Origin of the sequence: Haloferax sp. KTX1, from assembly GCF_902410085.1 — an archaeon.
Lineage (GTDB): Archaea > Halobacteriota > Halobacteria > Halobacteriales > Haloferacaceae > Haloferax > Haloferax massiliensis.
Map to the genome: position 1 here is coordinate 19,097 of NZ_CABPRH010000009.1, position 26,206 is coordinate 45,302.

The 26,206-nt window shown below is 68.1% G+C and carries 21 protein-coding genes and 1 tRNA gene; 14 read left to right on the plus strand and 8 right to left on the minus strand.

The genetic code is table 11. From position 1 onward, the window contains the following. Positions 1–3: 3 nt before the first annotated feature. From FY251_RS14040 to FY251_RS14050, 3 genes are all read right to left on the minus strand, one after another. Complete coding sequence (locus tag FY251_RS14040; RefSeq protein ID WP_148415620.1) at positions 4–1,167, minus strand: iron ABC transporter substrate-binding protein; 1,164 nt, start codon at positions 1,165–1,167, stop codon at positions 4–6. Positions 1,168–1,291: 124 nt separating this feature from the next. Beyond that, the gene (locus FY251_RS14045; RefSeq protein ID WP_148415622.1) at positions 1,292–2,449 is read right to left on the minus strand and encodes an alpha-1 4-glucan-protein synthase; all 1,158 of its coding nucleotides are present in this window, start codon (positions 2,447–2,449) and stop codon (positions 1,292–1,294) included. A gap of 127 nt (positions 2,450–2,576) precedes the next feature. Continuing rightward, positions 2,577–4,928, minus strand: a complete 2,352-nt coding sequence (locus FY251_RS14050) for a DEAD/DEAH box helicase (RefSeq protein ID WP_148415624.1) — start codon at positions 4,926–4,928, stop codon at positions 2,577–2,579. A gap of 105 nt (positions 4,929–5,033) precedes the next feature. On the opposite strand from FY251_RS14050, the gene FY251_RS14055 reads away from it, so the two are divergent. From FY251_RS14055 to FY251_RS14070, 4 genes are all read left to right on the plus strand, one after another. Beyond that, positions 5,034–5,465 (plus strand): DCC1-like thiol-disulfide oxidoreductase family protein, encoded by a 432-nt coding sequence (locus FY251_RS14055; RefSeq protein ID WP_148415626.1) that lies wholly within the window; start codon positions 5,034–5,036, stop codon positions 5,463–5,465. Between the two features lie 21 nt (positions 5,466–5,486). After that, the gene (locus FY251_RS14060) at positions 5,487–6,008 is read left to right on the plus strand and encodes a DUF123 domain-containing protein (RefSeq protein ID WP_148415628.1); all 522 of its coding nucleotides are present in this window, start codon (positions 5,487–5,489) and stop codon (positions 6,006–6,008) included. Positions 6,009–6,230: 222 nt separating this feature from the next. Beyond that, positions 6,231–7,028: a winged helix-turn-helix domain-containing protein gene (locus tag FY251_RS14065; RefSeq protein ID WP_148415630.1), complete on the plus strand. Its 798-nt coding sequence runs from the start codon at positions 6,231–6,233 to the stop codon at positions 7,026–7,028. 69 nt (positions 7,029–7,097) lie between these two features. Beyond that, on the plus strand, positions 7,098–8,225 hold the full coding sequence (locus FY251_RS14070) for a pyridoxal phosphate-dependent aminotransferase (protein WP_148415632.1): 1,128 nt from the start codon (positions 7,098–7,100) through the stop codon (positions 8,223–8,225). 42 nt (positions 8,226–8,267) lie between these two features. Here the strand turns inward: FY251_RS14070 and FY251_RS14075 are convergent, their stop codons facing one another. The 3 genes from FY251_RS14075 to FY251_RS14085 all read right to left on the minus strand — a co-directional run bounded on the left by FY251_RS14075 (position 8,268) and on the right by FY251_RS14085 (position 14,183). Beyond that, positions 8,268–9,056: a CBS domain-containing protein gene (locus FY251_RS14075; protein ID WP_148415896.1), complete on the minus strand. Its 789-nt coding sequence runs from the start codon at positions 9,054–9,056 to the stop codon at positions 8,268–8,270. A gap of 178 nt (positions 9,057–9,234) precedes the next feature. Further along, positions 9,235–12,315: an FAD-binding and (Fe-S)-binding domain-containing protein gene (locus FY251_RS14080; RefSeq protein ID WP_148415634.1), complete on the minus strand. Its 3,081-nt coding sequence runs from the start codon at positions 12,313–12,315 to the stop codon at positions 9,235–9,237. 155 nt (positions 12,316–12,470) lie between these two features. Next, on the minus strand, positions 12,471–14,183 hold the full coding sequence (locus FY251_RS14085; RefSeq protein WP_148415636.1) for an L-lactate permease: 1,713 nt from the start codon (positions 14,181–14,183) through the stop codon (positions 12,471–12,473). 373 nt (positions 14,184–14,556) lie between these two features. Here FY251_RS14085 and FY251_RS14090 point away from each other — a divergent pair, with 373 nt between their 5' ends. The 5 genes from FY251_RS14090 (at position 14,557) to FY251_RS14110 (ending at position 20,452) form a co-directional block, all read left to right on the plus strand. Beyond that, entirely contained in the window at positions 14,557–15,207 is a 651-nt protein-coding gene (locus FY251_RS14090; protein WP_148415638.1) for a helix-turn-helix transcriptional regulator, read from the plus strand. 122 nt (positions 15,208–15,329) lie between these two features. Continuing rightward, positions 15,330–17,174, plus strand: a complete 1,845-nt coding sequence (locus FY251_RS14095) for an Nramp family divalent metal transporter (RefSeq protein ID WP_148415640.1) — start codon at positions 15,330–15,332, stop codon at positions 17,172–17,174. A gap of 78 nt (positions 17,175–17,252) precedes the next feature. After that, a complete protein-coding gene (locus tag FY251_RS14100) occupies positions 17,253–17,756 on the plus strand; it encodes an LUD domain-containing protein (RefSeq protein ID WP_148415642.1) in 504 nt (167 codons plus the stop codon). Further along, positions 17,749–19,950, plus strand: coding sequence for an LUD domain-containing protein (locus FY251_RS14105; protein WP_148415645.1), 2,202 nt, complete (start codon positions 17,749–17,751; stop codon positions 19,948–19,950). The genes FY251_RS14100 and FY251_RS14105 overlap by 8 nt, the downstream gene beginning before the upstream one ends. 208 nt (positions 19,951–20,158) lie before the next feature. Then, on the plus strand, positions 20,159–20,452 hold the full coding sequence (locus FY251_RS14110; protein WP_004041580.1) for a PRC-barrel domain-containing protein: 294 nt from the start codon (positions 20,159–20,161) through the stop codon (positions 20,450–20,452). 4 nt (positions 20,453–20,456) lie between these two features. Here FY251_RS14110 and FY251_RS14115 read toward each other — a convergent pair whose 3' ends face one another. Continuing rightward, the gene (locus FY251_RS14115) at positions 20,457–21,914 is read right to left on the minus strand and encodes a DHH family phosphoesterase (protein ID WP_148415647.1); all 1,458 of its coding nucleotides are present in this window, start codon (positions 21,912–21,914) and stop codon (positions 20,457–20,459) included. Between the two features lie 132 nt (positions 21,915–22,046). On the opposite strand from FY251_RS14115, the gene FY251_RS14120 reads away from it, so the two are divergent. Both FY251_RS14120 and FY251_RS14125 read left to right on the plus strand, forming a co-directional pair. Beyond that, positions 22,047–22,120: transfer RNA gene (locus tag FY251_RS14120), tRNA-Lys, on the plus strand. A gap of 114 nt (positions 22,121–22,234) precedes the next feature. Further along, a complete protein-coding gene (locus tag FY251_RS14125; RefSeq protein ID WP_148415649.1) occupies positions 22,235–22,465 on the plus strand; it encodes a hypothetical protein in 231 nt (76 codons plus the stop codon). Between the two features lies 1 nt (position 22,466). On the opposite strand, the gene FY251_RS14130 is transcribed toward FY251_RS14125, so the two are convergent. Beyond that, a complete protein-coding gene (locus FY251_RS14130) occupies positions 22,467–22,718 on the minus strand; it encodes a hypothetical protein (RefSeq protein WP_148415651.1) in 252 nt (83 codons plus the stop codon). 119 nt (positions 22,719–22,837) lie between these two features. Here FY251_RS14130 and FY251_RS14135 point away from each other — a divergent pair, with 119 nt between their 5' ends. The 3 genes from FY251_RS14135 (at position 22,838) to FY251_RS14145 (ending at position 26,200) form a co-directional block, all read left to right on the plus strand. Then, positions 22,838–24,145, plus strand: coding sequence for an MFS transporter (locus FY251_RS14135; RefSeq protein WP_148415653.1), 1,308 nt, complete (start codon positions 22,838–22,840; stop codon positions 24,143–24,145). A 36-nt stretch (positions 24,146–24,181) separates the two neighbouring features. Continuing rightward, positions 24,182–24,679: a pyridoxamine 5'-phosphate oxidase family protein gene (locus FY251_RS14140; protein ID WP_148415655.1), complete on the plus strand. Its 498-nt coding sequence runs from the start codon at positions 24,182–24,184 to the stop codon at positions 24,677–24,679. A gap of 78 nt (positions 24,680–24,757) precedes the next feature. Next, on the plus strand, positions 24,758–26,200 hold the full coding sequence (locus FY251_RS14145) for an alpha/beta hydrolase family protein (protein WP_148415656.1): 1,443 nt from the start codon (positions 24,758–24,760) through the stop codon (positions 26,198–26,200). Positions 26,201–26,206: the final 6 nt, after the last annotated feature.

Below are 26,206 nucleotides of genomic sequence, written 5' to 3' on the forward strand. Positions count from 1 at the left end.
ACCTCAGAGGACGCCCACCTCACGCAAGAGTTCCACGGTTCCTTCGAGGTCCGAGAGCTGCGTCAGGTCGAGGCCCTCCGGCGGGCTGAGTTCGTCGATGCTCGGAAGTTCGCCGATGGGGTCGACGCCGGAGACCAGCGGGTACTCGTAGGTGGTCCGCGCGAAGTAGTCCTGCGCTTCGGCCGAAAGCAGGTGGCGAACGAAGTTGCTCGCCAGTTCGGCGTCGTCGGTGCTGTCGAGGACGAGCGCGCCCGCGACGTTGAAAATCGATCCGGCGTCGCCCGCGGTGAACGCGGTCGTAAGCGGCGCGTTCGGTCGCCCCGCGAGGATGCGCTGGATGTAGTAGTGGTTGGCGAAGCCCGCGCCGATTTCGCCGTCGGCGACGGCCTGCGAGACGAGGAACTCGTCGTTGTACTCCGTGACGCCGAGGTCCTGCATCCCCCGGAGCCACTCTCTGGTGGCGTCTTCGCCTTCGAGGACGCGCATCGCCGTGATGAACGCCTGGAACGAGGAGTACGTCGGGGCCCAACCGATGTTGTCGCGGAACGCCTCCGTGTCCGGGAAGGCCATGATGTCGTCGGGGATGCCCGACTCGTCGAACTGCTCGGTGTTGAACGGGACGGTCCGGGCGCGACCGGAGGTCCCGGTCCACTGACCGTCCGGGTCGTGGAACTCGTCGCGGACGAGGTCGAGCACCTCGCTCGGGAGGTCCTGCGTGCGACCGGCGTCCTTCAGCGCGCCGAGCGAACCCGCGTTGACCGAGAAGAACACGTCCGCGGGGCTGTTCTGCCCCTCGGTCTGAATCTGGTTGACCAGTTCGGCCGCCGAGTTGTACCGCGGGCGGATGGTGAACTCGTCGTAGTACTCCTCGAAGAAGGAGACGAGTTCGCCGACGAGCGCCTGCCCGCGACCCGAGTAGAGCGTGAGTTCGCCCGAGAGGTCCGGCATCTCCGTGACGGACACGCCGCCGGTGATTTCGCGGTCGCCGAACGGGGAGCGCCCGGACCCGATCTGTCCGACCGACTCGTTGCCGCCGGACTCGGTCGTCGTCTCCGTCTCCTCGTCGCCGCCGGTACACCCGGCGAGCGCGCCGACCCCGAGGGCCGCCGTCGTCGCGATGAACCGGCGACGACTGTGGCCGCGAGGCTCTCGGTCGCGTTCGTGCATATATGGATTTAGGCCTCCCTAAATCATTTATACCTACCGGTTCGCCGACCGAAGCGGCCGAATCGCAAGCGGGAGCGACGGTGGGTTGTTCGGCGGCACGCGCCGTCAACGAGCCGTCGGCCAATCAGTCGTCGGCCGGGGCGGCGACCCGCGGCGCGGCGAGCGCGTCGAGGCAGTCCAGCCAGTCGCGCATGTGCTCGCCGACGTAGTTGAAGAAGTCGCCGTTGCGGTACTCGGACCAGTCGCCGTCGGCGAGGGCGTCGGCCATCGCCTCGAAGACGCCGGCGTAGCTGTCGGCGTCGCCGCCGACCGCGTCCACGACTTCCCAGAGGTGTTCGTTGAGTTCGAGCCCCGGAACCTCGTTGTTGAGGTCGTCGAACGTCGGCCGCGCGGCCTTGTTGTGCTCGCAGAGCGGGTAGCCCGTCACGACGTCTTTCCCGAGCACGTCGGCGGCGCGCTTGAGGAAGACGCCCGACCAGATGTCGTCGAAGCGGCCGACCTCCCACTCGTTGTCGTCCATCGGGAGCTGGTAGAACGCCGGGATTACCTCGCGTTCGAACGCGAGATTCATCGAGCAGACGGTGAGGTACTGTCCCGGTTCGGCCACGAAATCGCCGTCGAAGTCGCCGAAGTCAGTCCGGGTCTGGGCCTGCCCTTCGAGGTCGCCGTCCATCAGGATGCGGACCGCGTCGAGGTCGGGGACGTTCGTCCACAGCCCCTGCGAGGCGACCACGTCGCGGAGTTCGCGCGTCCCGGTCTCGACAGTCTCGTCCATCGCCGAGTAGGGGTAGCCGCGGGGGTACAGCCCGTGTTCGTCGGCGTTCTGGTAGAGGACGTTCACCCAGCGCTCGTCGCTCGACACCGACTCCACCTCGTCGGTGCGGTCGAGGTTCGCCATGTGGCGGCCGAAGAAGTCCCACTCGTCGTGGGGGAGCGTGTCGTCGTCGATGAAGACGCCGTAGTCGAACTCGGAGTGCGCCCACATGTACAACAGGCCGAAGCTCGTCTGGGCGTGGCTCGCCGCCGGCACGAGGTGCGAGTACTCGGAGATATCGCGTTCGTCGTACCACTCCTCGCGGGCCGCCTCGTCGAAGACCGCGCCCGAAACCCCCTCGTCGTCCAGCATCGACGCCATTCCCTCGGTGTCGCAGAAGTCCTCCGTCACGAGGAGGACGAACAACCGGTCGAGGTCGAAACCGTGTGCGCGCGCGTTATCGAAGTACGCCCGCATGCACTCGTACTCCCGGATGGTCGGGACGACGACGCAGATGTCCGCGTTCATTGCTCCTATAGATTTAGGGTTCCCAAAAATAGCTGTTGGTTCGGAATAGCGGCCCTGAAATGCCGGTATCGTGATATTTCACCCGCCGGGTCGGCGGTGGCTGGCGGTTCGCACCGCCCCGCCGGATTCAGGCCCGCGTCCCCGTCAGCGACTCCAACAGCAGGACCGCCGTGTCCGTCGCCAGCGGGTCGTTCGCGTTGCCGCACTGCGGCGACTGCACGCAGGACGGACAGCCGTCCTCGCAGTCGCAGTCCGAAATCAGCTCGGCGGTCTGCCGCATCAGTCCCTCCACGATGTCGTAGCCGGCGCGCGTGATGCCGACCCCGCCGGGGTGGCCGTCGTAGATGAAGATAGTCGATTGGTCGGTGTGGCTGTGGTAGGGCGTCGAGAGGCCGCCGATGTCGCCGCGGTCACAGAGGAGTCGGAGCGGGAACAGCGAAATCATGCCGTGTTCCGCGGCGTGGATACCGCCGTTGAAGCCGTAGTCGCGGCCCTCCGGGCGGTCGCTCGATAGCTCGCGCATCTCCGCTTCCACGTCGCCGGGGACGGTGAAGTACAGCGCCTTCGTCCGCAGACTCGTCTCCGGGAGGTCGAGCAGTTGCTGGCCGACGGTCGTCCCGCGCTTCGGGTCGCGGCGCTCGAAGCCCGTTATCCGCTTTCGCATCGTCACCTCGGCGAACCGGACCTCCACGTCGTCTCGCGCCGACAGCGGCTTCGAGAGGATGTCCCGCTCGACCGTGATGTGTTTGTCGTGGAGGACGCGGGTGTAGTAGTCCGCCCACGTGGGTTGGAGCCGGGCGACGTCGCGGTCCAAGTCCAACTCGGCGACCTCGTACGTCTGACCCTGATGGTGGTAGACCGCGCCGGGGTGGGCGTCCCGAAGCGCGTCGTCGAACGCCAGCGTGGCGATGGTCTCGTCGTTCCGCGAGTCCATCAACTGTATCTCGCGGTCGGTGATGGTCCGGAGGCTCATCGCGTGCTGCGGGCTCTCGCTCCCGTCGTGGGTCCACCGGAGGCCGTCGTCGGTCTCCCGGCGCGCCAGCGTGCCCCCGGCTTCGAGGTCGGAGACGACGCCGGGGAACGACCCGCCGAAGTACGATTCGTCGTCGGTCGAGAGCCAGTTCTCCGCGGCCGCGCAGGCGACGTGCGAGGGGAGGAGGTGGTCGTTTTCCGGGTCGGAGACGGCGCGTTCGGGGTCGCCGTCGAAGAACTCCGCGGGGTGGTTCATCAGGTACTGGTCGAGTTGGTCCTCGCCGCCGACGAGGACGACCAACGCGGGCCTGTCGCCGCGACCCGCCCGCCCGGCCTGTTGCCACGCGGACATCCGCGTGCCGGGGTAGCCGTCGATGAGCACCACGTCGAGGCCGCCCACGTCGACGCCGAGTTCGAGCGCGTTGGTGCTCCAGACCCCCGCGATGTCGCCGTCGTGCAGGCCGGCCTCTATCTCCCGTCGCCGGTCGTGGGTCAGCGAGGCCTGATACGCCGCCACCTCGCCTGCGAGCGCGTGTTCGCCGCGACTCCGGAGGTCGCTCGCGCTCTCGGAGGCGTACCGCTCGGCGGCCTGTCGGGCGCGGGTGAACGCGAGCGTCTGGTGCCCGCGCGCGACGAGGTCGACAAAGAGGTTCTTCGTCTCGACGTGGCCCGAGCGCCGCCGCCCCGACCCGCCCGCGTCGGGATTGTCGTACTCCGGGGGATTCCAGAGGAGCCAGTCGGTCTCGCCGGTCCCGCTCGCGTCCTCGTCGACGAGCGCGAACGAGTCCTCGCGCTCGCCCGTAATGCGCGCGGCGTGTTCGACTGGGTTGCCGATGGTGGCCGAACAGCAGACGAACTGCGGGTCGGCCCCGAACCGCTCGCAGACGCGCTTGAGTCGGCGAATGAGCAAAGCGACGTGGCTTCCGAACACCCCGCGATAGCCGTGGACCTCGTCGATGACGACCGTCTCCAGCGAGGAGAAGAACCACTCCCACAGCCGGTGGGCGTGCGGGAGCAGCGCGTAATGTACCATGTCCGGGTTCGAAAGCAGCACCGTCGGCATCCGCTTTCTCACCTCGCGCTTCTCGGATTTCGACAGCCGGCCGGTGTACTGGTCGACCGAGACGCGACTGCCGAAGCCGAGGCCCCGGGCGAGTTCCGACAGCGTGTCGAGTTGGTCGGCGACGAGCGCGTTCTGCGGGCCGAGATAGAGCGTCCGCCCGCCGTGGTCCATCGCCCGCTCGAACGCCGGCACGGTGTACGCGAGGCTCTTGCCGCTCGCCGTCCGCGTCGCCAACACGACGTTCTCCCCGTCGCGGATCGCCTCGACCGCCTCGGCCTGATGCCGGTAGAGTCGGTCGATGCCGCGGTCGTCGAGCGCCGACGCCAACCGCGGTTCGAGGTCCACGTCGGCGAAGGCGGGGTCGCGCGCCTCGAACCGGCGGTGGGACCGAATCTGCCCCTCGTAGTACGGTCTGGTCCGGAGCCACTCGATGAGGTCGTCCACACGCCCACTGCGGACGTGGTCGCCCTAACGCTGTCGCAGGTCGGAACTGATAGCACGCGGCACGCCCGCCGCGCCGTTTTTGTTCTCCGCGTCCCGACGAAAGGTATGAACGAGTCCGCGGACGCCGTGCTCATCTACGACGGCGAATGCGCCTACTGCTCGGTCGCCGCGTCGGCGCTGAAGCGCCTCGACGACGTGGAAGCCATCTCGTGGTACGACGACGCGGCGCAGGCGTTCCTCGACGCCCAGTTCGCGGACGTGCCGTTCGCCATGGTGTTCGTCGATCGCCGAGAGCGCCGCGTGTACGCCGGTCGCGCCGCCGCCAAAGAGCTCACCGACCGAGCCGGAATGCCCGGCCTCCTCGGCAGTCTCGTCCGCGACAACTACGACAGAATCGCCAAGGCCGTCGGCGTCGCCAGCGGCCGCGGCCGCGACCCCGACGACGTCCACAGCGTCTACGACCTCGACGCCGCCGCGGCCGACCTGTTTGCGGTCCTCCTCGACAACGCCGAAAAGCGACCCGCCGAGCTTTCGTAACCGGACGGACGTACTCCGACTATGACCGCCCCGCGGAACCCGACCGACGTCGCCCCGACAGTCCACTCGCTCGACCCCGCGGTCCTCGGCACCGACGCCGACCCGCTGGCGCTCGATTCCCGCTCGCCCGTCGGGACCTACGCGCTGGTCTTCGACGCGCCCGAGACGACAATCGAGGTCGGCGCGCTGGGCGAACACCGCCTCTCGGCGGGAGCCTACGTCTACGTCGGGAGCGCGTTCGGGACGGGCGGTCTCCGTCGCGTTCTCCGCCACCGACGCGTCGCCGCCGGCGACCACGACGCTCGCCACTGGCACGTCGATTACCTCGGCGGCTCCCCCGCCGTCGACCTCGCGCGCGTCGTCTGCGTCACCGACCGCGACGTGGAGTGCGCGGTGGCGACCGAACTCGCGTCGTCGCTCGGTGCGGCGGGCGTCGACGGCTTCGGCTCGTCGGACTGCTCGTGCGACGCGCACCTCGCGCGCGGCGACTCGGTGGAGACGGCGATTCCGCTCGTCGAAGAAGCGTTTCGAAGCAAAATGTGAAGGGGAATGTCTTCCCCTTCTGACGCCCGAACCGGACCGGGCACCCCGGTTCGGACGATAAGCCGGTTGTCAGAGGCACCCCGGCACACCCTTCTACTCCCGCTACACGCTTTACTTCACCCATCGCATCACTCACTCAGCGGATGACTCGAACTATAAAAGCAATTCGTTCATTTATATTCTAACGCTCTTCCCTCCTGCCATTTAAGTAGTAACACGCGCATGAGATTCGACATGGTTCAGCCCGAGGCGAATGAGGTGTTCGACGTGCTCGCGTCGCGGGCGGACGTGCTCGCCGCCGTCGTTCGCCAGCCTCGGACGACGGCGGAACTCGCGGGCGACCTCCCGGTGTCGCGGTCGACGGTCGACCGCGGGCTCCGCGAGCTAGAGAGCGCGGGCTTCGTCGAGACGAAAGACGGCGTCCATCGCCCGACGCTCGCCGGTCGAATGGCGCTCGACACGTACTCGCACTTCGTCGAGTGTCTGGACGACATCGACGCGGCCGCCGCGGTGCTCGACTCGCTCGACTCGGACGTGCCGCTCGCGCCGGCGTTCCTCGACGGCTGTGAGGCCATCGCCGTCGCCGACGGGGGTTCGGGCCCCGCGCTCTCGAAGCTCACGTCGTTCGTCGAGGAGGCCGAGTCGGTGCGCGGGTGCGTCCGCGGGGCGCTCCCCTCGCAGGTCGACGCCTACTACCGGACCGTCGTCCAAAACGGCACCCCGGTCGACCTCGTCGCCACCGACGACGTGATCCAGCGACTCGTCACCGCCTATCGGCCGCAGCTCGCCGAAGCGTGGTCGGTCGACTCCTTCTCGCTTCAGTCGGTCGACTCGCTTCCCTACAGCCTCGTCGTCTCCGACCTCCCGGACGGCCCCGTCGCGTTTCTCGTCGCGTACTCCGAGCGCGGCCTCGCGGGAATCATCTACAACGAGTCGCGGCCGGCGGTGGCGTGGGCCAGACAACGCATCGAAGACTGGCGGAACGACGCCGCGCCGCTCCCCCGGCCGTCGGGCGGCTGAGCCCCGCCGCCTGCGGCCGATGTCCCCGAGACCCCAACGACTTACGGGAGCGACCGCGAAGGAGTCCTAATGACGACGACGTTTCCCGGAATCCCCTATCTGGAGTGGATTGTCGACCGGGCGGCCGAGGCCACCCACGACCTCGCGACGAGCGACCTCGGCTCGTCCCGGCGCGGCGACGACCTCGTTCCGCCGGTTCTCGCGGGTCGCTCGGACCCCGAGGACGCGACGCTCGCCGGCCAGCTCGCGGAACGCTACGGCGTCTCCGAGTCGTCGGTCCTCGTCACCGCGGGCGCGACGAACGCGAACTTCCTCGCCGCCTGCGCCCTCCTCGACCTCGCGACCGACGCCGACGAAGACCGCGACGAAGCCGACGCCCCGCGCCCGCAGGTACTCGTCGAAAAACCCGGCTATCAGCCGCTCGTGGCCACGTCGGAGGCGCTCGGCGCGCGCGTCGACCGCTTCGTCCGCCCGCCAGAGTACGACTACGAACTCGAACCGCACCGCCTCGACGGGGCCTCGACCGACGCCTTCGCCTACGCCATCGTCACCAACCGCCACAACCCGTCGGGCAAACTCACGCCGCGCGCCGAACTCGCCGAGGTCGCCGCGGCCGCGGGCGACGCCGGCGGCTACCTCCTCGTCGACGAGGTGTACGCGCCCTTCGTCGACCCCGCGGTCGACGGCCCCTTCGGCGGCACCACCGCGTCCGGCCTGCAGAACACCGTCGTCACCGGGTCGCTGACGAAGTTCTACGGGCTCGGCGGCCTCCGCGTCGGCTGGATTATCGGGCCCGAGGAGGTCGTCGAGCGCGCCCGCTCGGCGTCGATGTACCTGCCCGCGGTCGCCGAGCCGAGCACCAAGCTCGCCCGGCGCGCGCTCCACCACGGCGACGACATCGAGGCCGCCGCCCGCGAACACCTCTCGGCGAACCACGACCTGCTGGCGACGTTCGTCGCCGACCGCGACGACCTCGACGGGCGCATCCACGCCGGCGGGACGTTCGCCTTCCTCGACCACGCCTCGGCCGACGGCGACGCGGTCGTCGACGCCGCGTGGGACCGCGGCGTCCTCGTCGTTCCCGGCCGATTTTTCGACGCGCCGGGGTCGTTCCGCATCTCGCTCGGCGGCGACCCCGAGGCGATGGAACCCGGCCTCGACGCCTTCGGCGACGCGCTCGACGACCTCGCCGAGTAGCCCGCCGCACCCACCGTTCACGCCCTCCCGCTTCCCGTCCGCCTACTGTTCGGTCTTCTCGATGAGCGGGTGCTGGAGGTAGTCGTTGACCTCCACGTCCGCGAGCGACCGGAGGCCGCCGAGGCGGGCCATCCTGCGCAGACCCAACTCGTCGACCTCCTCCGGCGAGACCGTCAGCACGTGCGCGAGCATCCGGTCGATGCCGAGCCGCCTCGCGGCCATCGCCCGGTGGTGGCCGTCGACGAGCAGCGTCTCGGGACCGTGGGAGACGACGATGAGCGGCTCCGCGAGGCCGTTCTGGAGTTCGTACTTCCGGCCTTCGAGCTCGTCGCCGTACACCTCCCGCTGGGTCGGAATCAGCGAGCCGACCTCGACTTCCCGCTCGTCGACGCCGATGGACGTGTCGTGGGTCCGTTCGAGCATCTCGCGGGTGCTCTGGACCTTCGAGGGCGTCGTCCGCTCGATTTGGCTCCGCACCGCGTCGCCGTTCGAAAACAGGCCGAGCAGCACCCGGTCGTCGTCGACGACGGGGAGGAACTGGTGGCCGGTGCGGAAGATGACGCGCGCGGCGTTTTTCACCGTCATCTCCGGGCGGACGACCACGAGGTCGCGGCTCATCACCGACTCGACCCGCACGTCGCCGTTGACCTCCAAGAGGTCTATCGCGCCGACGAACCCGAGGAGGCGGTGCTCGTCGTCGACGACCGGGAGCCCGCCGTACTGCGGGCCGGCCTTGAGTTTGTCGACCACGTCGGTGACCCACGCGCCCGGGCCGACGGTCTCCACGCCGGTCGTCATGTACGCGTCGACGCGCACGTCGTCGAGTTCCATCGGTGTCATGGCATTCCTCGCATCTCGGTCGTCCCGCGGTTGGCCGCCGAGCGCCCTAAACGTATCTGCGACGAAAAACGAGGAGCGACGGCGGTCGGCGTCGCGTCCGAGTCGGGCCCGCGGTGCCGCGCCGTCGAAGCGCCGTCGGAGGACCGTCGAAGTACCGCCGCGGTGTCGCTTACGCGTCGATGGCGCGCGCGAGCACCTCGACGGGGTGCGGCGGGTCGTCGGTCGCGCCGTCCATGTCCTCCAGTTGCGTCCGGCAGGACGCGCCGGGGGCGACGACCACGTCGCCCGGACTCTCGGCGACCTGCCCTTCGAGGATGTTTCCGATGGCCTTCGACATGGAGTAGTGTTCGGCCTCGTAGCCGAACGATCCGGACATCCCGCAACACGTCGAGTCCAGCGGGTCCACCTCGAAGCCGGCGCGGCGGAGGACGCCCACCGCGTGGTGGTCCTTCTTCGTGGACTTCTGGTGGCAGTGGCCGTGATACGTCAGGTGGTCGTCCTGCGGGCGGAACGACAGCGACTCGTCCAGTCGGAACGCGTCGACGTACTCCATGACGCCGTAGGCGTTTTCGGCGACGGCCGCCACGTCGTCGCCTGAGAGCAAGTCGAGGTAATCCGACTGGAACATCACCGCGTCGGAGGGCTCACAGAGGACGACGTCCCAGCCCTCCTCGATGTACGGTTCGAGCACCTCGACGTTCTGCTCGGCGTCGGCGCGGGCCTTGTCGAGAAAGCCCTTCGAGTGCGGGGGCCGACCGGAGCCGGCGACGCCATCGGGAATCCGAACGTGGACGTTCGCGGCCTCCAGCGCCGCCACGGCGGCCTTCCCGACCTCGGGATGGTTGTAGTTCGTGTAGGTGTCGGGGAACAACAGCGCCTTGCGGTCGGCCGCCGCCTCCGGGACGCCCGCCCCGCCGCGGCTCTCGAACCACTCGACGAAGCTCGTCGAATGGAACGTCGGAAGCGAGCGCTCCTTGGCGATGCCGACGGTCTTCTCCATGAGCGTCCGCGCGCCCGGCACCTTCGTCGCCGCGTTGGCGAGCGGGGCGACCGCCGACCCGAGTTTGGACAGCGAGTCGATGTTGGCGAACAGCTTGTCGCGGAAGCTGGAGCCGTTGCGCTGGTGGAACTCGTGGACGACCTCGGCTTTCATCTTCGCCATGTCCACCTCACTGGGGCAGTCCTTCGAACAGCCCTTACAGCCGACACAGAGGTCGAGCACCTCGTCGACGAACTCGTCGGTGAACAGCTCGTCTTCCGGGAGGCCGCCGCTCATGGCCTGCCGGAGCATGTTGGCGCGGCCGCGGGTCGCCTGAATCTCCTCTTCGGCGGCGCGGAACGTCGGACACATGACGCCGCCGACGGTGGACTGCTGGCCGCGACAGCCGGCACAGCCGTGACAGAGTTCGACCATGCCCTCGAACCCGTTGTCGTTGTCCCAGTTCAGCGCCGGTTCAAAGCCGGCGTCGAACTCGTAGTCGGGGGAAAAGCGGAGGTTCTCGGTCATGTCGTGGTCGCCGCAGATGTTCCCCGGATTGAGGAGCCAGTCGGGGTCGAACGCGGTCTTGAGGTCGCGGAAGACGTTCCAGAGGTGGTCGCCGTACAGTTTGCGGTTCCACTGGGTGCGCGCGCGGCCGTCGCCGTGCTCGCCGGAGACGGAGCCGCCGTACTTGACGACCAGGTCCGTCACCTCGTCGGCGATGGCCTCGAACGTCTCGACGCCCTCGGCCGTCTTCGTGTTGACCAGCGGGCGGATGTGCAGGACGCCCGGCCCCGCGTGGGCGTAGTACGACGCGAAGGTGTCGTGCTCGTCGAGGATGTCTTGGAAGTCGGAGACGTACGCCGGGAGGTTCTCGGCCGGGATGGCGGTGTCCTCGATGTACGCGATGTGCTTCTCGTCGGTCGTCCGCGAGAGGAGAATCGGCAGCCCCGACTTGCGCATCTTCCAGAACTTCGCGCGGGTGTCGGCGTCGTGGGCCTCCATGAAGTCGGTCGCGCGGCGCTCTTTTTCGGTCACCGAGGCCGAGCCCTCGTCGGGGTCGAACTCGGTGCCGTCGGGGTCGATGACGCGGTCTTCGATGAGGTTCGCCACCTTCTGTTTCCCCGCCTCGTCGGAGTCGGCGTAGAACTCAACCAGGAGCGTCGAGTCCGTGCCCTCGGGGAGCATCCCGACCACGTCGGCGAACTCGGCGGTGTCGCGCGCGAGGTCGAGAAGCACGTCGTCCATCACCTCGACGGCGGCGGGTTCGTGTTCGAGGATGGGCGCGACGTCGTGCATCGCGTCGATGACGTCGTCGTAGGTGAGAAGCGCCACCGACGCGGTGTTCGGAATCGCCTCCAGCGAGACGGTCGCCTTCGTCACGATGCCGAGGGTGCCTTCGCTCCCGGCGATGAGCCGGCCGAGGTTGACGCGGCCGGCCTCCCAGTCGTCGTCGATGCCGGCGTCGTCGGGCGTGCGGCGCTCGCCGCGCATCTCGTCGACGAGCATGTCGAGGTTGTAGCCCGAGACGTTGCGCTTCAGGTCGGGGAAGCGCTCTGCAATCTCGTCGGCCTCCTCGTCGAGTATCCGCGCGACTTCCGCGTAGATGCGCGCTTCGAGGTCGCCGTCGGGGTCGCCGGACTCGCGGAGTTCGTCGACGCTCACCTCGCCGAACGTCGTCACCGTGCCGTCCGCGAGGACGACCTCTAACTCCTCGATGTAGTAGTCGGTCTTGCCGTACTTCAGCGAGTGCGAGCCGGTGGAGTTGTTGCCGATCGCGCCGCCGAGCGCGGAGCGGTCGCCCCACGCTGGGTCGGGCGCGAACTTCAGGCCGTGAGGCGCGAGCTCCTCGTTGAGTTCGCCGAGGCGGACGCCGGCTTCGGCCGTGGCCGTCCCCGCTTCGGGGTCGATCTCCTCGACGCCGCCCATGTGGCGGACGAGGTCGAGGACGACCGCCTCGCTGACGGTCTGGCCGGCGAGGCTCGTGCCGCCGCCGCGGGGGAGCACGGGAATCTCGCGGTCGGCGCAGTACTCCATCACCGCCGCCACGTCGGCCGTCGAGGTCGGCATGACGACGCCGATGGGGACTTGTTCGTAGGCCGACGCGTCGGTCGCGTACAGCGTTCTCGTGTAGGTGTCGAAGCGCACGTCGCCCTCGACGAGGGATTCGAGGTCGTCGACCAGCCCCGGCCGCTCGACGTCGTCGCTGACGTAGTCGTAATCGCCAGCGAGCGCGGGGTCGGTGGCCGGTTCGTGCGTGTTGGATGCCATTGATTAGCTCTGTCGTATGTCGGTTGGCGTGAACGGATAAAGACACCCGGTGACGGGCGTCGCTCCGGGTCGCGCGCGGGTGGTTTGCGAGTCGGTTCGGTTCGGGTTGGTTCAGTCGGACGAGTCGAGTCGAGTCGAATCGAAAACGCCGGCGCTCAGAACACGCCCGGGAACAGCACGTAGCTGAACAGGAGCGTGAGGACGCCGGTCGCGGTCCCGTAGTACAGAAGCGGGATGAGTTCGAGGCGGATGACGCGGCCCTCCTCGCCGACGAGGCCGACGACCGCGAGCGCGGCGACGACGTTGTGGACGGCGATGAGGTTGCCGATGGCCCCGCCGACCGCCTGCGCGCCAAGCATGACGGTCTTCGGCGTGCCGATCTGGTCGGCGACGCCGTACTGGAAGGTGCCGAACAGGATGTCGGAGACGGTGTTCGACCCCGCGAGGAACGCGCCGAACGCGCCCACGAAGGCGGCGAAGAACGGGTAGACGCCGCCCGCGATGCCGGCCATGCCCTCAGAGAGGACGATGAGCATGCTGTCGGTGCCCGTGGCGTTGCCCGACTGGAGCATGATTTGGACGGTCGCGACCGCGAACAGGAGCGCGATGACCGCCGGCGTGACTTTCTCGACGGTCTCGGCCCACGTGGCTTTGACCTGTTTCGCGTCCATGTCGTGGAGGCCGATGGTGGCGAGGTGGACCACGAGGAACACCGCGCCGGGCAGGTAGAGCAGTTGGAAGTCGCCGGCCAGCCCCGTGCCCCAGATGTCGGCGTACTCGAAGACGAGGTTCGACGTGAGGAACCCCGTCAGCGGGTCGAACACGCGGGTGACGACGAGCAGCGCCGCGACGAGGACGTACGGCGTCCACGCCTTCCAAAGCGGCATCTGCTGGACCGCGCCCCCGTCGGCGGCGACCGCGCCGCCGCGCTGGCTCGTCTCGCCGGGCTGGATGTCGCCGACCCAGTGGTCGGGCCACTCGGTCTGCGGCGCGAAGTCCCACTCCTCGTCGGGGTGGAAGAAGCCGGCCTTGAGCGCGGAGACGGTGAGAAGCAGTCCGACCATCGCACCGACGAGGCCGGGGAACACCGGGCCGAGGAAGTAGGCCGTCAGGAAGTACGGCACCGAGAAGGACGCCCACGCGAACAGCGTGAGTGGGAGCACTGCGAGCGCCGGCTTGATGGAGCGCTCCTCGCCGAAGAAGCGCGTCATCATCGCGACGCCGATGAAGGGAAGCAGGATGCCGACGACGACGTGGTTCATCGCCGCGAAGACGGCGATTTCGGAAACCCACTGTTCGACGCCCATGCCCTGCGCGTCGAGCGCGTTCGTGATGACCGGCACGTCGTCGAAGATGTCTATCATTCCGATGATGAGCGGCGTGCCGACCGCGCCGAAGGTGATGGCCATGAGGTTCCCCGTCAGCGCGACCACGACAGCCGCGAGCGGCGGGAAGCCGAGGCCCACGAGGAGCGGGCCGACGATTGCCGCGGGCGTGCCGAAGCCGGCGGCGGCCTCGATGAACGAGCCCATGAGGAACACGAGCAGGACGACCTGCACGCGGCGGTCCTCGCTGATGGAGGCGAAGCCGTTGTTGATGGCGTCGAACGCGCCGGTCTGCTTGAGCGTGTACAGGAGCAGAATCGCCCCGAAGACGATGTACAGGATGTTCGAGGCGGTGATGAAGCCGTTGATGGTCGAGGCGATAATCCACTGCGGCGTCATGCCCCAGCCGAGGACGCCGGCCCCGATTGCGACGACCCACGCGACGGGCATCGCCCGCGTCGCGGGCCAGTACCGCCCGACCATCAGATAGGCGATAGTGATGAGCGGGAGCAGGGCGACGAGCGCGTCGGTCGCGTTAACCATGCCGCACACCCCCACAGTTCGTTCCAGCCTGTGCCGTTCCAGATTCGTGCCTGATGCGGTGCATCGTGGAATCCGCTACACAACTTTTGTGATAAATATCTATCGTTCGTCGCTATTCATGACATACTGGTGGCAGTCGACTTACCCGAAGTACACAACCCAGTTCACTCGTGGATACCGAGTCAAAGATGGCGTTAAACGCCCAATTCGCAACTATCACGGTCTATCCTGGCGATTCGTGTTCGGAGCCAATTTTGGAAAAACCGATTCTCGAATTAACCGATTCATACGTGTTTCCCGGCCATAATACACGAGTGAATAGGTAATGCACTCGTGTGCAAAGGCTTATGCAGTCGTGTAAACTGGAATTATCATGGACGATGAGTCTCGCGCGCGCTCTCGAAACGAGCACGGACAGTACGTGGGACGCATCTCGCTGGACGCCGTCTTGGACGTGTTCGCGGAGCGCGACGATGTCGCCCGCCCGCTAACCGCCACCGACGTGATGGAGGCGCTCGACTGCTCGCGGCGCACCGCGCACAACAAACTGAACGAACTCGAAGAACGCGGCGACCTCGCCACCCGGAAGGTCGGCGCTCGGAGCCGGGTGTTCTGGGTTCCGATGCCCGCCCGCGGGGAGTCGACATCGGGGCGGGCCGCCGACTCGACCGACCCGACTTCGCCCTCCGAAACCGGGGCCTCGGGCGAGGCCGACGGTCCTGACGACTCGGACGCCCTCGACCACCCGCCCGCGGTCTCGTCAGCCATCGAGCGCGCGGACCTTCCCGGAAGCGGCCCGATGCTCGACGCCCGCCGCGAGGCGCTGTCGGCGGCGTACCAGTACCTCACCGACCACCCGGAGGCGAAGAAGGCGGACTTCCTGCGGGACGTGTACCACGACTACCCCGCCGGCTTCGAGTCGGCCGAGGGCTGGTGGAACGCGATTCAGCCGGCGCTCAAGCAACTGCCCGGCGTCGACCCGCCGGAAGAGCGCGGCCACATCTGGCACTTCCTCGGCGGGTAGTCCGGCTTTCGAACGCCACAGCCACCCTACGAATTTATACACCATCGGGCCACAATTCCGGCAAACGCATCGATGTCAAGCGATTCGCCGTCCGATAGTTCCGTTCCGGGGTGTCCCGTCTCGTGAGCGACGGTCGCCCCGGTTCCGACGCCGACGCGTCCGCGCGGTCGGACGCGCTCGACGAGTCGGACGACTCCGACGCGGACCTCTCGGACCTCTCGGAGTCCGCGCCCTCGACGGAACCGAGCGTCGCCGGCGGCGACGACGTCTACGCCTCCGAAGTCGAGGGAAAGCAGTACCGCGGCACGTGGTATCTCCCGCTTCGCTACGAGGAACTGGAGGAGTCCGACGACTCGGACGACTACCCCGAGTCGGGCGACGGCGGGTCGTTCCGCCTCGCCGACCTCCCGCGGGTCCCGCGCGTCGGCCACGTCGTCGGCCCCTCGGCGATCATGCTCGGGGCGTCGCTCGGGAGCGGCGAGACGCTCTTTTGGCCCGTGTTGACCGCGCAGTACGGCTGGGCGGTGTTCTGGGCGTTCGTCGTCGGCGTCTTCACGCAGTTCCTCATCAACACGGAACTCCAGCGCTGGACGCTCGCCACTGGCGAGAGCATTTTCCGCGCGTTCGCACGCGTGGGGTCGTACTGGCCGTGGGCGTTCCTCGTCGGCGGCCTCATCAGCCTCGGCTGGCCGGGGTGGGCCGCCGGCGCGGCGCAGGTCGCCACCACGGCGCTCGGACTCGACGGGTCGGTCGCGCTCTTCGGCGCGTCGCTCGCGACGTGGAAACTCGTCGCCGCCGCCCTCATGGGCGTCATCTGGCTCTCGTATCAGGTGTCGTCGGTCATGTACAACGCCGTCGAGGTGTTCCAGATCGGCCTCCTGTTCGTCGCCATCGGCGCGGCCCTGCTCCTCGTCGCCGTCACCGGCTCGTGGGTCGAGTTCGCCGACCTCCCCGCGGCCGCGGGGTCGGTCGGAACGCTCCCCGATGGACTGGACATCGCGGTCTTCCTCGGCGGCCTCGCCTTCGCCGGCGCGGGCGGCTACCTGAACCTCTCGCAGAGCCTCTGGATGCGGGAGAAGGGCTACGGCATGGGCAACTATCAGGGGCGCGTGAAGAACCCGCTCCGCGGCGACGACCCCGAACCCATCCAGCGCGACGGCTTCGCGTTCCGCCCGACGCTGACGAACCTCCGCCGCTGGCGCGGCTGGTGGCGCGTCGTCCAACTCGAACACCTGCTCACGTTCGTGTTCGGCCTGCTCCTCGTCGCCCCCGCGCTGATGAGCGTCGCCATGCGCTACGCGTCGGGGTCGACCGCCAACGCCATCCAGATGTGGCTCGGCGACGTCGTCCCGCTTCTCGGCCCGGTCGGCTCGTTTCTCGTCTTCGCCGTCCTCTTCGTCGCGCTGTTTACCACCGAGTACGCCATCGTCGAGTCGTTCGTCCGCAACAGCGCCGACGCCCTCTACGAGTCCTACGGCCGCGAGGCCGGCTGGGACCTCCCGAAGCTGTTCTGGCGGCTCCTCACCGCCTTCTGCGTCTGGGGCGTCGTCATCATCTTGCTTTTCTCCTCGCCGTTCGAGGGCCAAGAACCGTTCTTCTTCCTCGTCGTCGGGGCCGCGATGTCCGGCGTGATCATGTGGCCCTACACCGCCCTCGTCCTCGTGATGAACACGACGCGGCTCCCCGAACACGTCCAACCCGGCTGGGCGCGCGTCGTCGGCATGTGGTGGGCGACGGGCTTCTACGGCTACTTCAGCGTCCTCCTCGTCGGGACGTGGCTGACCACTCTCGGCCTCGCGACGTTCCGGACGGCCCCGACGGTCCTCGGCAGCGGGACCGGCGGCTACCTCCTCTGGGCCGGCTACTTCGTCGTGCAGGCCTACGCGGTGACGAAGTCCGCCGCCGGCAAGCGCGAGGCGGCCGGAACGGTCGCCGACGCGGACGAAGCAGTCGGCCGATTCCCCTGACTCGAATCGTTCATAATTAACCGACAGCGTGGTGTCTGAACCCGAAGAACGATTATGTAGAACGCGCTAGCTCCACGTATGTCAACCGGCACGGTTGCGACGTTCGAGGACTCCCTCGAACGACTCGAAGTAGGCTGGACACACGCGTCTCCCGATGGGCTGGCGGACGCGCTCGAAAGCGTCTGTTCGGACCCGACCATCGGCGTGGAACTCCCGTACGACGGGGTCGATCTCCCCGACTGGGTGAACACGGACCCGACCCCCGCGGACCTCCGCGAGGCGAACGCCGGAATCACGGCCGCGGGGCTGGGTATCGCGGACTACGGCAGCGTCGTCGTGCAGGGCACGCCCGACGGCATCGAACCGGTGAGTCTGTTCGGCGACCTCCACGTCGCCGTCCTCCGGCGGTCGGATATCGTCCCCGGGATGCCCGAGGCGTTCGACTGGCTGGGCGAGGAGTTCCGCACGGGACACTCCTCGGCCATCATCGCCACCGGCCCCAGCGCCACCGCCGACATGGGCGCGCTGGTGAAGGGAGCGCACGGTCCGAAGGAGGTCCACGTGGTGATTATCGATGAGTGAGGCGCGCGAGGCCAAGGCGGCGAAGATTCGACAACTGATGGAGACCGAGGGCGACGCCGTCGGCACGAGCACCCGCGGGTTCAACGAGGGTCGCTACGAGTCGGTCCAGTCGCTCGACGACTACGACGGGCTGAAGTCCGAAGCGCGGGCGATCAAGGAAGACGCCATCGAGCGGCTCCCCGAACTCATCGACCAACTGCGCGAGACCGTCGAGTCCAACGGCGGCACGCTCTACATCGCCGACGACGCGGCCGACGCGAACCAGTACGTCCGCGAGGTCTGCGAGGACAAGGAGGCCGAGCGCGTCGTCAAGTCGAAGTCGATGACCTCCGAGGAGATAGAGGTCAACGAGGACCTCGAAGCCGCCGACATCGACGTGGTCGAGACCGACCTCGGCGAGTGGGTCCTGCAGGTCGCCGACGAGTCGCCGTCGCACATCGTCGCGCCCGCCATCCACAAGTCGCGGGACGCCATCGCCGACCTGTTCAACGAGACGTTCGAACCCGACGAACCCCTCGAAACCGCGGAGGAACTCACCATGTTCGCCCGCGAACAGCTCGGCGAACTCATCGAGGGCGCGGACGTCGGCATGACCGGCGCGAACTTCATCACCGCCGACACCGGGACGATGGCGCTCGTCACCTCCGAGGGCAACGCCCGGAAGACGGCCGTCGTGCCCGACACGCACGTCGCGGTCGCCGGCGTCGAGAAGGTCATCCCGACCGTCGAGGACCTCCGGCCCTTCGTCGAACTCATCGGCAAGTCGGGAACGGGACAGGACATCACCTCCTACATCTCGCTTCTGACGCCGCCGGTCGAGTCGCCGACCGTCGACTTCGACGCCCCCGACACGCCGCTTTCGGCGACCGAGACGGACCGCGACTTCCACCTCGTCCTCATCGACAACGGGCGGTTCGACATGCGCGAGGACGACCAACTCCGCGAGACGCTCTACTGCATCCGGTGTTCGGCGTGTTCCAACGTCTGCGCCAACTTCCAGCACGTCGGCGGTCACGCCTTCGGCGGCGAGACGTACTCCGGCGGCATCGGCACCGGCTGGGAGGCCGGCGTCGAGGGCCTCGACAGCGCCGCGGAGTTCAACGACCTCTGTACCGGCTGTAGCCGGTGTACCACCGCCTGCCCGGTCGAAATCGACATCCCGTGGATAAACACGGTCGTCCGCGACAGAATCAACCGCGGCGAGGTCTCCGAACTCGACTGGCTCGTCGAGGGACTCACCCCCGACGAGGAACCCGGGGGCGTCAGTCTCCAGAAGCGCTTCTTCGGTAACTTCGAGACGGCCGCGAAGGTCGGGAGCTTCTTCGCGCCCGTCTCCAACTGGGCCGCCGGACTCGACGTCTCCCGCGACCTCATGGAGCGCTTCCTCGGCATCGACGCCCGCCGCGAACTCCCCGAATTCCGGCGCGAGACGCTGAAAGACTGGTTCGAGAGCCGAACCTCGCGGGTCGACGACCCGGTTCGAACCGCCGTGGTCTACCCCGACGTGTACACGAACCACGTGCAGGTCGAACGCGGGAAGGCCGCGGTCCGTACCCTCGAAGCCCTCGGCGTCGACGTTATCGTCCCCGACGTTCGCTCCTCGGGTCGCGCCCCGCTCTCGCAGGGGATGATTGCGACCGCGGAGGACCACGCCCACGACGTGTACGCCGGCCTCGCGGAGCACATCGACGACGGCCGCGACATCGTCGTCATCGAGCCGTCGGACCTCGCGATGTTCCGAACCGAGTACGAGAAGTTCCTCCCCGAGAAGTCCTTCGAGCGCATCTCGGAGGCCAGCTACGAGGTCATGGAGTACGTTTTCGGCCTGCTGGACCACGGCGCTGACGCCGACGCGCTCTCGGCGGGCGCGGGCGAGGGCGTCGCCTACCACAGTCACTGCCAACAGCGCACGCTCGGTCTCGAAGGCCACACCGAGGCGGTCCTCTCGGACCTCGGCTACGACGTCGCCACCTCCGACGTGGAGTGCTGCGGCATGGCCGGCTCGTTCGGCTACAAGTCCGAGTACTACGAACTCAGCGTCGACGTCGGCTCCGAGTTACAGGGGCAGTTCCAGACCGACGAGAACAGGGACCGCACGGTCGTCGCCAGCGGCACCTCCTGTCTCGAACAGCTCGATTCGCTGCTCAGCCGCCCGACGCAACACCCGATTCAACTGGTCGCGCCGCGGCGGTAACGCACCCCGCTCTCGGCCTCTGTCTCGCCCCGATTTCGCCCCCTCGTCTCACCCGTCGTTCGCGGCGACTCTCTCGCCGTCTTCTCAACCGAACAACACGTCCCCATCCGGCGATTTCCCGTCGGCGTCGGACGCCCGTCTGCCGCGCGTCTGCGCCCCGACTCCCGGGCTACGAACAATTAAGACCCGGCATCCCATGTTGGCGGATATGGACGGGACGCCCGAAGAGATTACGACGCTCGTAGGCCGGGAGGTCTACTCGAACAACGGTGTGTTCGTCGGCGAGGTCGAAGACGTCCGCCTCGACTTGGACCACGAGACGGTCACCGGCCTCGCGCTGACGGCGCTGAACGACGAACTGTTCCGCAACCAAATCGAACCCGGGAAGGGCGTTCTCATCCCGTATCGGTGGGTTCGCGCCGTCGGCGACGTCATCCTCATCAACGACGTCATCGAGCGCCTGAAGAACCCAGAAGAAGACGAAGAGTCGCTCGTCGCCTGACGCTCTAACTTCCGTTTCCGCTCTCGCCGCCCTCCACGCCCATCGCACGGAAGAGCTTGCGCTTTACCGCCTCCTCGGTGAGTTGGAGGAGCGTGTCGCGGTTGTCGTCGTTGGACTCGATGCCCGTGAAGATACCGAGCGGAATCTCGACCGACCCCTGCGTGGAGTGGCCGCCGGCCTCGCCGATGCCGGTGAAGGCGTCGCTCAGAATCTTCCCGATGTTCATGCGGATGTCCTTCGACCGCGCCGCGAGGTAGATGGTGTCGTCGGCGATGCCGAAAACCGCCGTCGTGGTGATGCCCTCCAGATTCAGGAGGTGCTGGGCCGCCTGCGTCAGCGCGTCGCGGTCGCGGATGAACCCCGCGTTCGAGACGAGATGCGACCCCTGCACGTCGCGGTTCTGGATGGCCTCTGCGAGCACGTCGAGCGTCTCCGGCGACATCGACGGCGACTCGACCTTTTCGAGCGTGTCGTGGTCGGCGAAGGGGTAGAGGTACGCCGCCGCGGTCAGGTCGGCCGGGGTCGTGTCGCGCTTGAAGTCGAGCGTCTCGGCGCGAATCCCGTAGAGGAGCGCCGTGGCGACCGCCTGCGACGGGCTGAGGTCGAACTCTTGGATGTACTTCGTGAGAATCGTAGAGGTCGACGAGACGTTCGGCCGCACGTCGGTAAAGCGGGCGTCGATGCCGTCGTCGGGTTCGAAGTGGTCGATAAACACCGTGATGTCGGCGTCGCCGAGGTCGGGCATCCCCGACTTCATGTGGTCGACGAGCGCGACCGCGCCGTACTCTTCGAGCGGTTTCGAGTCGCTCCGCGGGGTGAGTTCGATGCCGAGGATGTTCACGAACGCCCGGTTCTCCTGGTGGCCCATGTCGCCCGAGTAGAGGATGTCGGCCTCGACGTCGTACTCGCGGGCGATGGCCTGTAAGGCGACCGCCGAGGCGAGCGAGTCGGGGTCGGGATTGTCGTGGGTGAGGATGGCCATCCCGTGGTCGGTGTCGCGCAGGATATCGGCCAGTTGGCGGGCCTTGTATTCGAGTTCGCCGGACTCGACGCTCCGGAGCGCGGAGTCGGCGATGACCTCGGAGGGGTTGATGACCACGTCGGCCCCGAGCTTCGTCAGTTCGTCCTCGGAGACGGGGTCGGAGGCGCGGACGACGATGAACTGGTCTTCGTCGCGGTCGCGGATGGTCGAGACGGCGGCCTTGTTGGCCTCGACGTCCGACGAGAGGATGAGAATCACGTCGCGTCCGGCGACGGCGTCGGCGAGCTCCGGGTCGGCGATGTCGGTCGTCTGCGCGTTCAAGTCCTGGTCGCGCAGGGCTTCGACGCGGCTTTCGTCCTTGTCGAGGATGAGGACGTCTTTTCCCTCGTCTGTCAGTTCCTCGGCGACCGCGTGCCCGACGCTCCCGCAGCCGAGTATCGCGTACGTAGACATCGAGGAAATGCTGACCCCTGCACTCATCGTTGCCCGCTACTCCGGTCGGCCGCCACTTAACACCCACCGTTTGTCCGTTGTTTCGCGCGTGTGCGTCCCTGCCGTCGTCGTACAGAAAGGAAAGTCATTTTACCTACCGGCAGTTACGAGAGATTGCAAGGGCCGGTAGCTCAGTTAGGCAGAGCGTCTGACTCTTAATCAGACGGTCGCGTGTTCAAATCGCGTCCGGCCCATTCTTTCATCTCGAACTCGCACCGATAGTCCGGGCGCTCGACGTGCGTTCGTGTCGGATAGTCGACTCACTCGCGCCCTCGGGTGTTTTATATCCCGCTCCGAACGCTACGAGTATGAACCAAAACGACAGGACCGGGGCGGTCCTCGTGTTCATCACGCTCCTCGTCGCCGTCGTCTTCGGACTGGCTATCGGCGTCGAGGACCGCTTCGACCCCGGACGGTTCCTCGCCGCGCTCACCCCGGACTTCGGGGTGCTGTTCGGGTCGGACGTCGTCGCCGGCGCGGTGCTCGTGGCGCTGTTCGGCGGCCTCGCGGTCGGCGCGAAACTCCTATTCGACTCCTGACTCACCGCCCGAGCGCGACCCACGAGTTCCCGCGCCCCGGCGACGGGGCGAGTCGAAGCGGGAACTCCGCGCCCGCCGCCGTCGAGGCGAGTCGCGCTCGCAGGTCCGAAGTCGAACACGCCACCACGGTGCGTAGCTCTCCGGTTTCGACCACCCGAACGGTCATCGCACCGTGGTCGTTCATCTCCCGCTCGACCCGAACGAGGCGCGTCTCCGAGCCTCTCGCCGTCGTCTCTCCACCCACCTGTTCCATACAATGTGTCACTCGTCCTGAACGATAAAGCCCACTGCCGCTATCTGACGGGCTTTTATCTCGCCGACGGCGACCGCCGGTTCCGGAACTTCTTTTCGCCGGTTGGCCGCACAGAGCCCATGGACCGCACCCGCCTCAGATTCTGGACGCTGTATCTCACTCGGTTCGCCGGCGGTTTCGGCTTCATCACGCTCGTCACCCTGCTTCCGAAGTACATCAACGAACTCGACCCGAGCGCGGTCGTCGTCCCCGAGTTCGCCCTCGGCGGCCTCGCGCTCGGCGGCTTCTCGCTTTCCCGCGGCTTCGTCATCGGAATGTTCACCACCGGGTTCACGCTCGCCCAGACCGTCGCCGTCGTGCCGCTGTCGTGGGCCGGCGACCGCCACGACAAACGCCTCGTGCTCGCCGGCACGGTCGGTCTCGGCGCGGTCGTCTACGCCGCCTTTCCGCTCGTCGACTCCAGTCTCTCGTTTATCGTCGCGCGGGCCGCACAGGGCGTCGCCGTCACCGGCGCGGGGCTGATGTCGCTCGCGCTCGTCGGCGAACTCGCCCGCGAGGGGACGCGCGCGAACCACATCGGGAAGGCGAACGCCGCCCGCTTCGCGGCCTCCATCCTCGGCAGTATCAGCGCTGGCATCCTCTACGACCTGTTCGGCTTCACGCCCATCTTCGTCGTCATCACGGTTCTCCTGACCATCGCCGTCGTCGCCATCTGGGTGTTCCTCCCGCCGGACGAGACCCGCGTCCGCGGCTTTCCGTTCACCGACCTCGCGCTCAACGAGCGCATCCTGACGATGGCGACGTTCCGCGTCCAGTACGCCGTCGCCGTCACCCTCGTCCGGACGTGGGTCCCCATCTACGCCGGCGTCTCCGCGGCCTCCGGCGGTCTCGAATACGGCGGCATCGCCGTCGCCGCCACCGTCGTCGCCGAGAAGTTCACCAACATGCTCTGTCAGCCCTACACCGGCCGCGTCTCCGACGGCTACGGCCGCGCGCGGTTCGTCTTCGTCGGCGGCGGCCTCTACGGCCTCATCGCGCTCGCCGTCCCCTTCTCGCCCGCGGTCGGCGAGGCGCTCGCGCTCCCCGCGGCGTTCCCCCTGCTCGGTCCGCTTTCGCCCGCGTTCCTCCCGCTCGTCGGCCTCGCGGGTCTGCTCGGCGTCGCCGACAGCCTCCGCGAACCGGCCAGCATGGCGCTGTTCGCCGACGAGGGCTCCGGCGGCGCGGGCGTCGCCAGTAGCTTCGGCATCCGCGAACTCCTCTGGCGGCCCGGCAGCGTCGTCGCGCCCCTCCTCGGCGGCTACCTCATGGCCGAAGTCGGCATGGAGTGGGTGTTCTTCGTCGGCGGCGCGGCGGCCATCACCGGCGTCCTCGCCTTCCTCGCGGCCCTGACGTGGACCCACGGGACCGACGCGCTCACGGCGTGGTAGGCTCGCGCTTACCCCCTCGCGGCCCCTCTCTGTCTCATGCCCGACGACGCGCCGCCCGCGACCACCCGCGACCGCCCCGAGACCGAAGCGAGCTACGGCATTCCCGACTCGAAGGGAGGGCTTCTAGAGTGGCGTGTCGTCGAAACCGCGTTCGCCGACGGCGAGGTGTTCTGGGTCGCGACGACCCGTCCCGACGGCCGACCGCACGCCCGCCCGGTCTGGGGCGTCTGGGTCGACGGCGCGTTCCACTGCGGCGGCGGCGAGCGGACCAGATGGGTCAGAAACCTCGCTCGCGACCCGCGCCTCGCGGTCCACACCGAAAGCGGGACCGACGTGGTCATCCTCGAAGGCGTCGCCGAGCGACTGGACGCGGAGACGGCGGACGAAACCACGCTCGCTCGCATCGATGACGCCTACGAGGCGAAGTACGGGATTCGCCACGGGACGCCGGTGTTTCGGATTCGACCCGAGCGCGTGCTGGCGTGGTCCGGATTCCCCGCCGACGCGACGCGGTGGCGGTTCGATTCGGCCTAACCGTCGACCGACCCCGACCGTTCTCACTCCCCGGCACGCGGGCCTAGGGTCATTATCGTGTCACTCGTATCACACGGTATGGACCACCTCGAAACTCCGGCGGTACACCGGTTTCTCACCTCGCCCGCCGGCCGACTGCTGACCTCGCGCCCGTTCGAGGCGTTCAAGACTCGTTCGCTCCCCCGCGAGTTCGGCGTCGTCCGCGCTCGGGCCGCGGCCGACGTGGCGCTCTCGGAGGGCCCGGAAGCCTACCTCCGCGAGGTCGGCGCGCCCCCCGCGCCGCACCTCCACGACCGAATCGAACGCGCTCTCGCGCAGTACGCCCGCCTCCGCGGCGCGTACGACGAGACGATGGAGCGCTGGGACAGCGTCTTCTGGGGTGACGCCGAGTCGACGCCCGACGAGCGCGTCGCCGTCGAGCGCGAGCGCCGCGAGGTGTCGGAACGGCGGGCCAAACCGACCGACATCTTCGGCTTCCTCCCGAAAGAACACCTCGTGCCGCCGGTGAAGTTCGAGACGCCGTCGCCCGAGGACGCGCGGACCCGCTGGCACCACGAGCTCGCCGAACCCGAGCGACTGTACGGTTTCGCCGAGTCCAGCGCGGCCGAGGAGTTCCCCCGCGTCGAGCGCTCCGCGACCGTTCGCGGGCCGGGAACCGTCGAGTACCTGCTCCGCTTCCGGTCGCCCTCGCCGCACCTCAGCGACCGGGCGACCGCGCGGGTGTACGAGCCCGCCGACGCCACCGACGCCGACCTACCGACGCTCGTCTTTCACTCCGGCTGGGGGACGTTCGACGACCAGCTCACCTACTGGCCCGAAGAGGAGTACGTCGGCCGCGCGCTCGCCCCCGAGGGCTACCGGGTCGTCCTTCCCGACGCGCCGTGGCACGGCCGGCGCGAGCTACTGGGCCGGTACAGCGGCGAGCCCTACATCGCCCGCGCGCCCGTCGGCCTGTTCACGCTCTACTCGGCGGCCGCGCTGGAGACCGCCGTTCTCACCGACTGGGCGCGGACCGAGGGCGCGCCGGTCGTCGGCGTCGGCGGCGTCAGCCTCGGCGGCACAATCGCGCTCCACGTCGGCGGTCGGTGCGGCGACTGGCCCGAGTCGATGCGCCCCGACCTGCTGTTCCCCGCGGGGATGCCCGGCGCAATCGACCAGACGCTCCTCGCGGGGGAACTCACGAGACTGCTCGACATCGACGACGCGCTCGACGCCGCCGGCTGGACCGGCGCGGCGCTCCACGAGTTCGCGCCGCTTTTGAACCCGCCGAAAGACCCGTGTCTCGCGCCCGAACGCGTCTTCCCGTTCGTCGGGACCCGCGACGAGATGGCTCCCGTCTCGACGGCCCGCGCGCTCCTCGACGAGTGGGGCGTCCCGAGGCCGAATCGCCGCGAGTGGGACTGCGGACATTTCGGCGTGCTCGCGAACCTCATCAGAGACGAGTCGTTCCGAACGACGGTTCGGCGGGAGTTGGACGCGGCGGCGCGGAACCGCCGAAACAGAGAATCAGTTACCGCCTGACGGCCG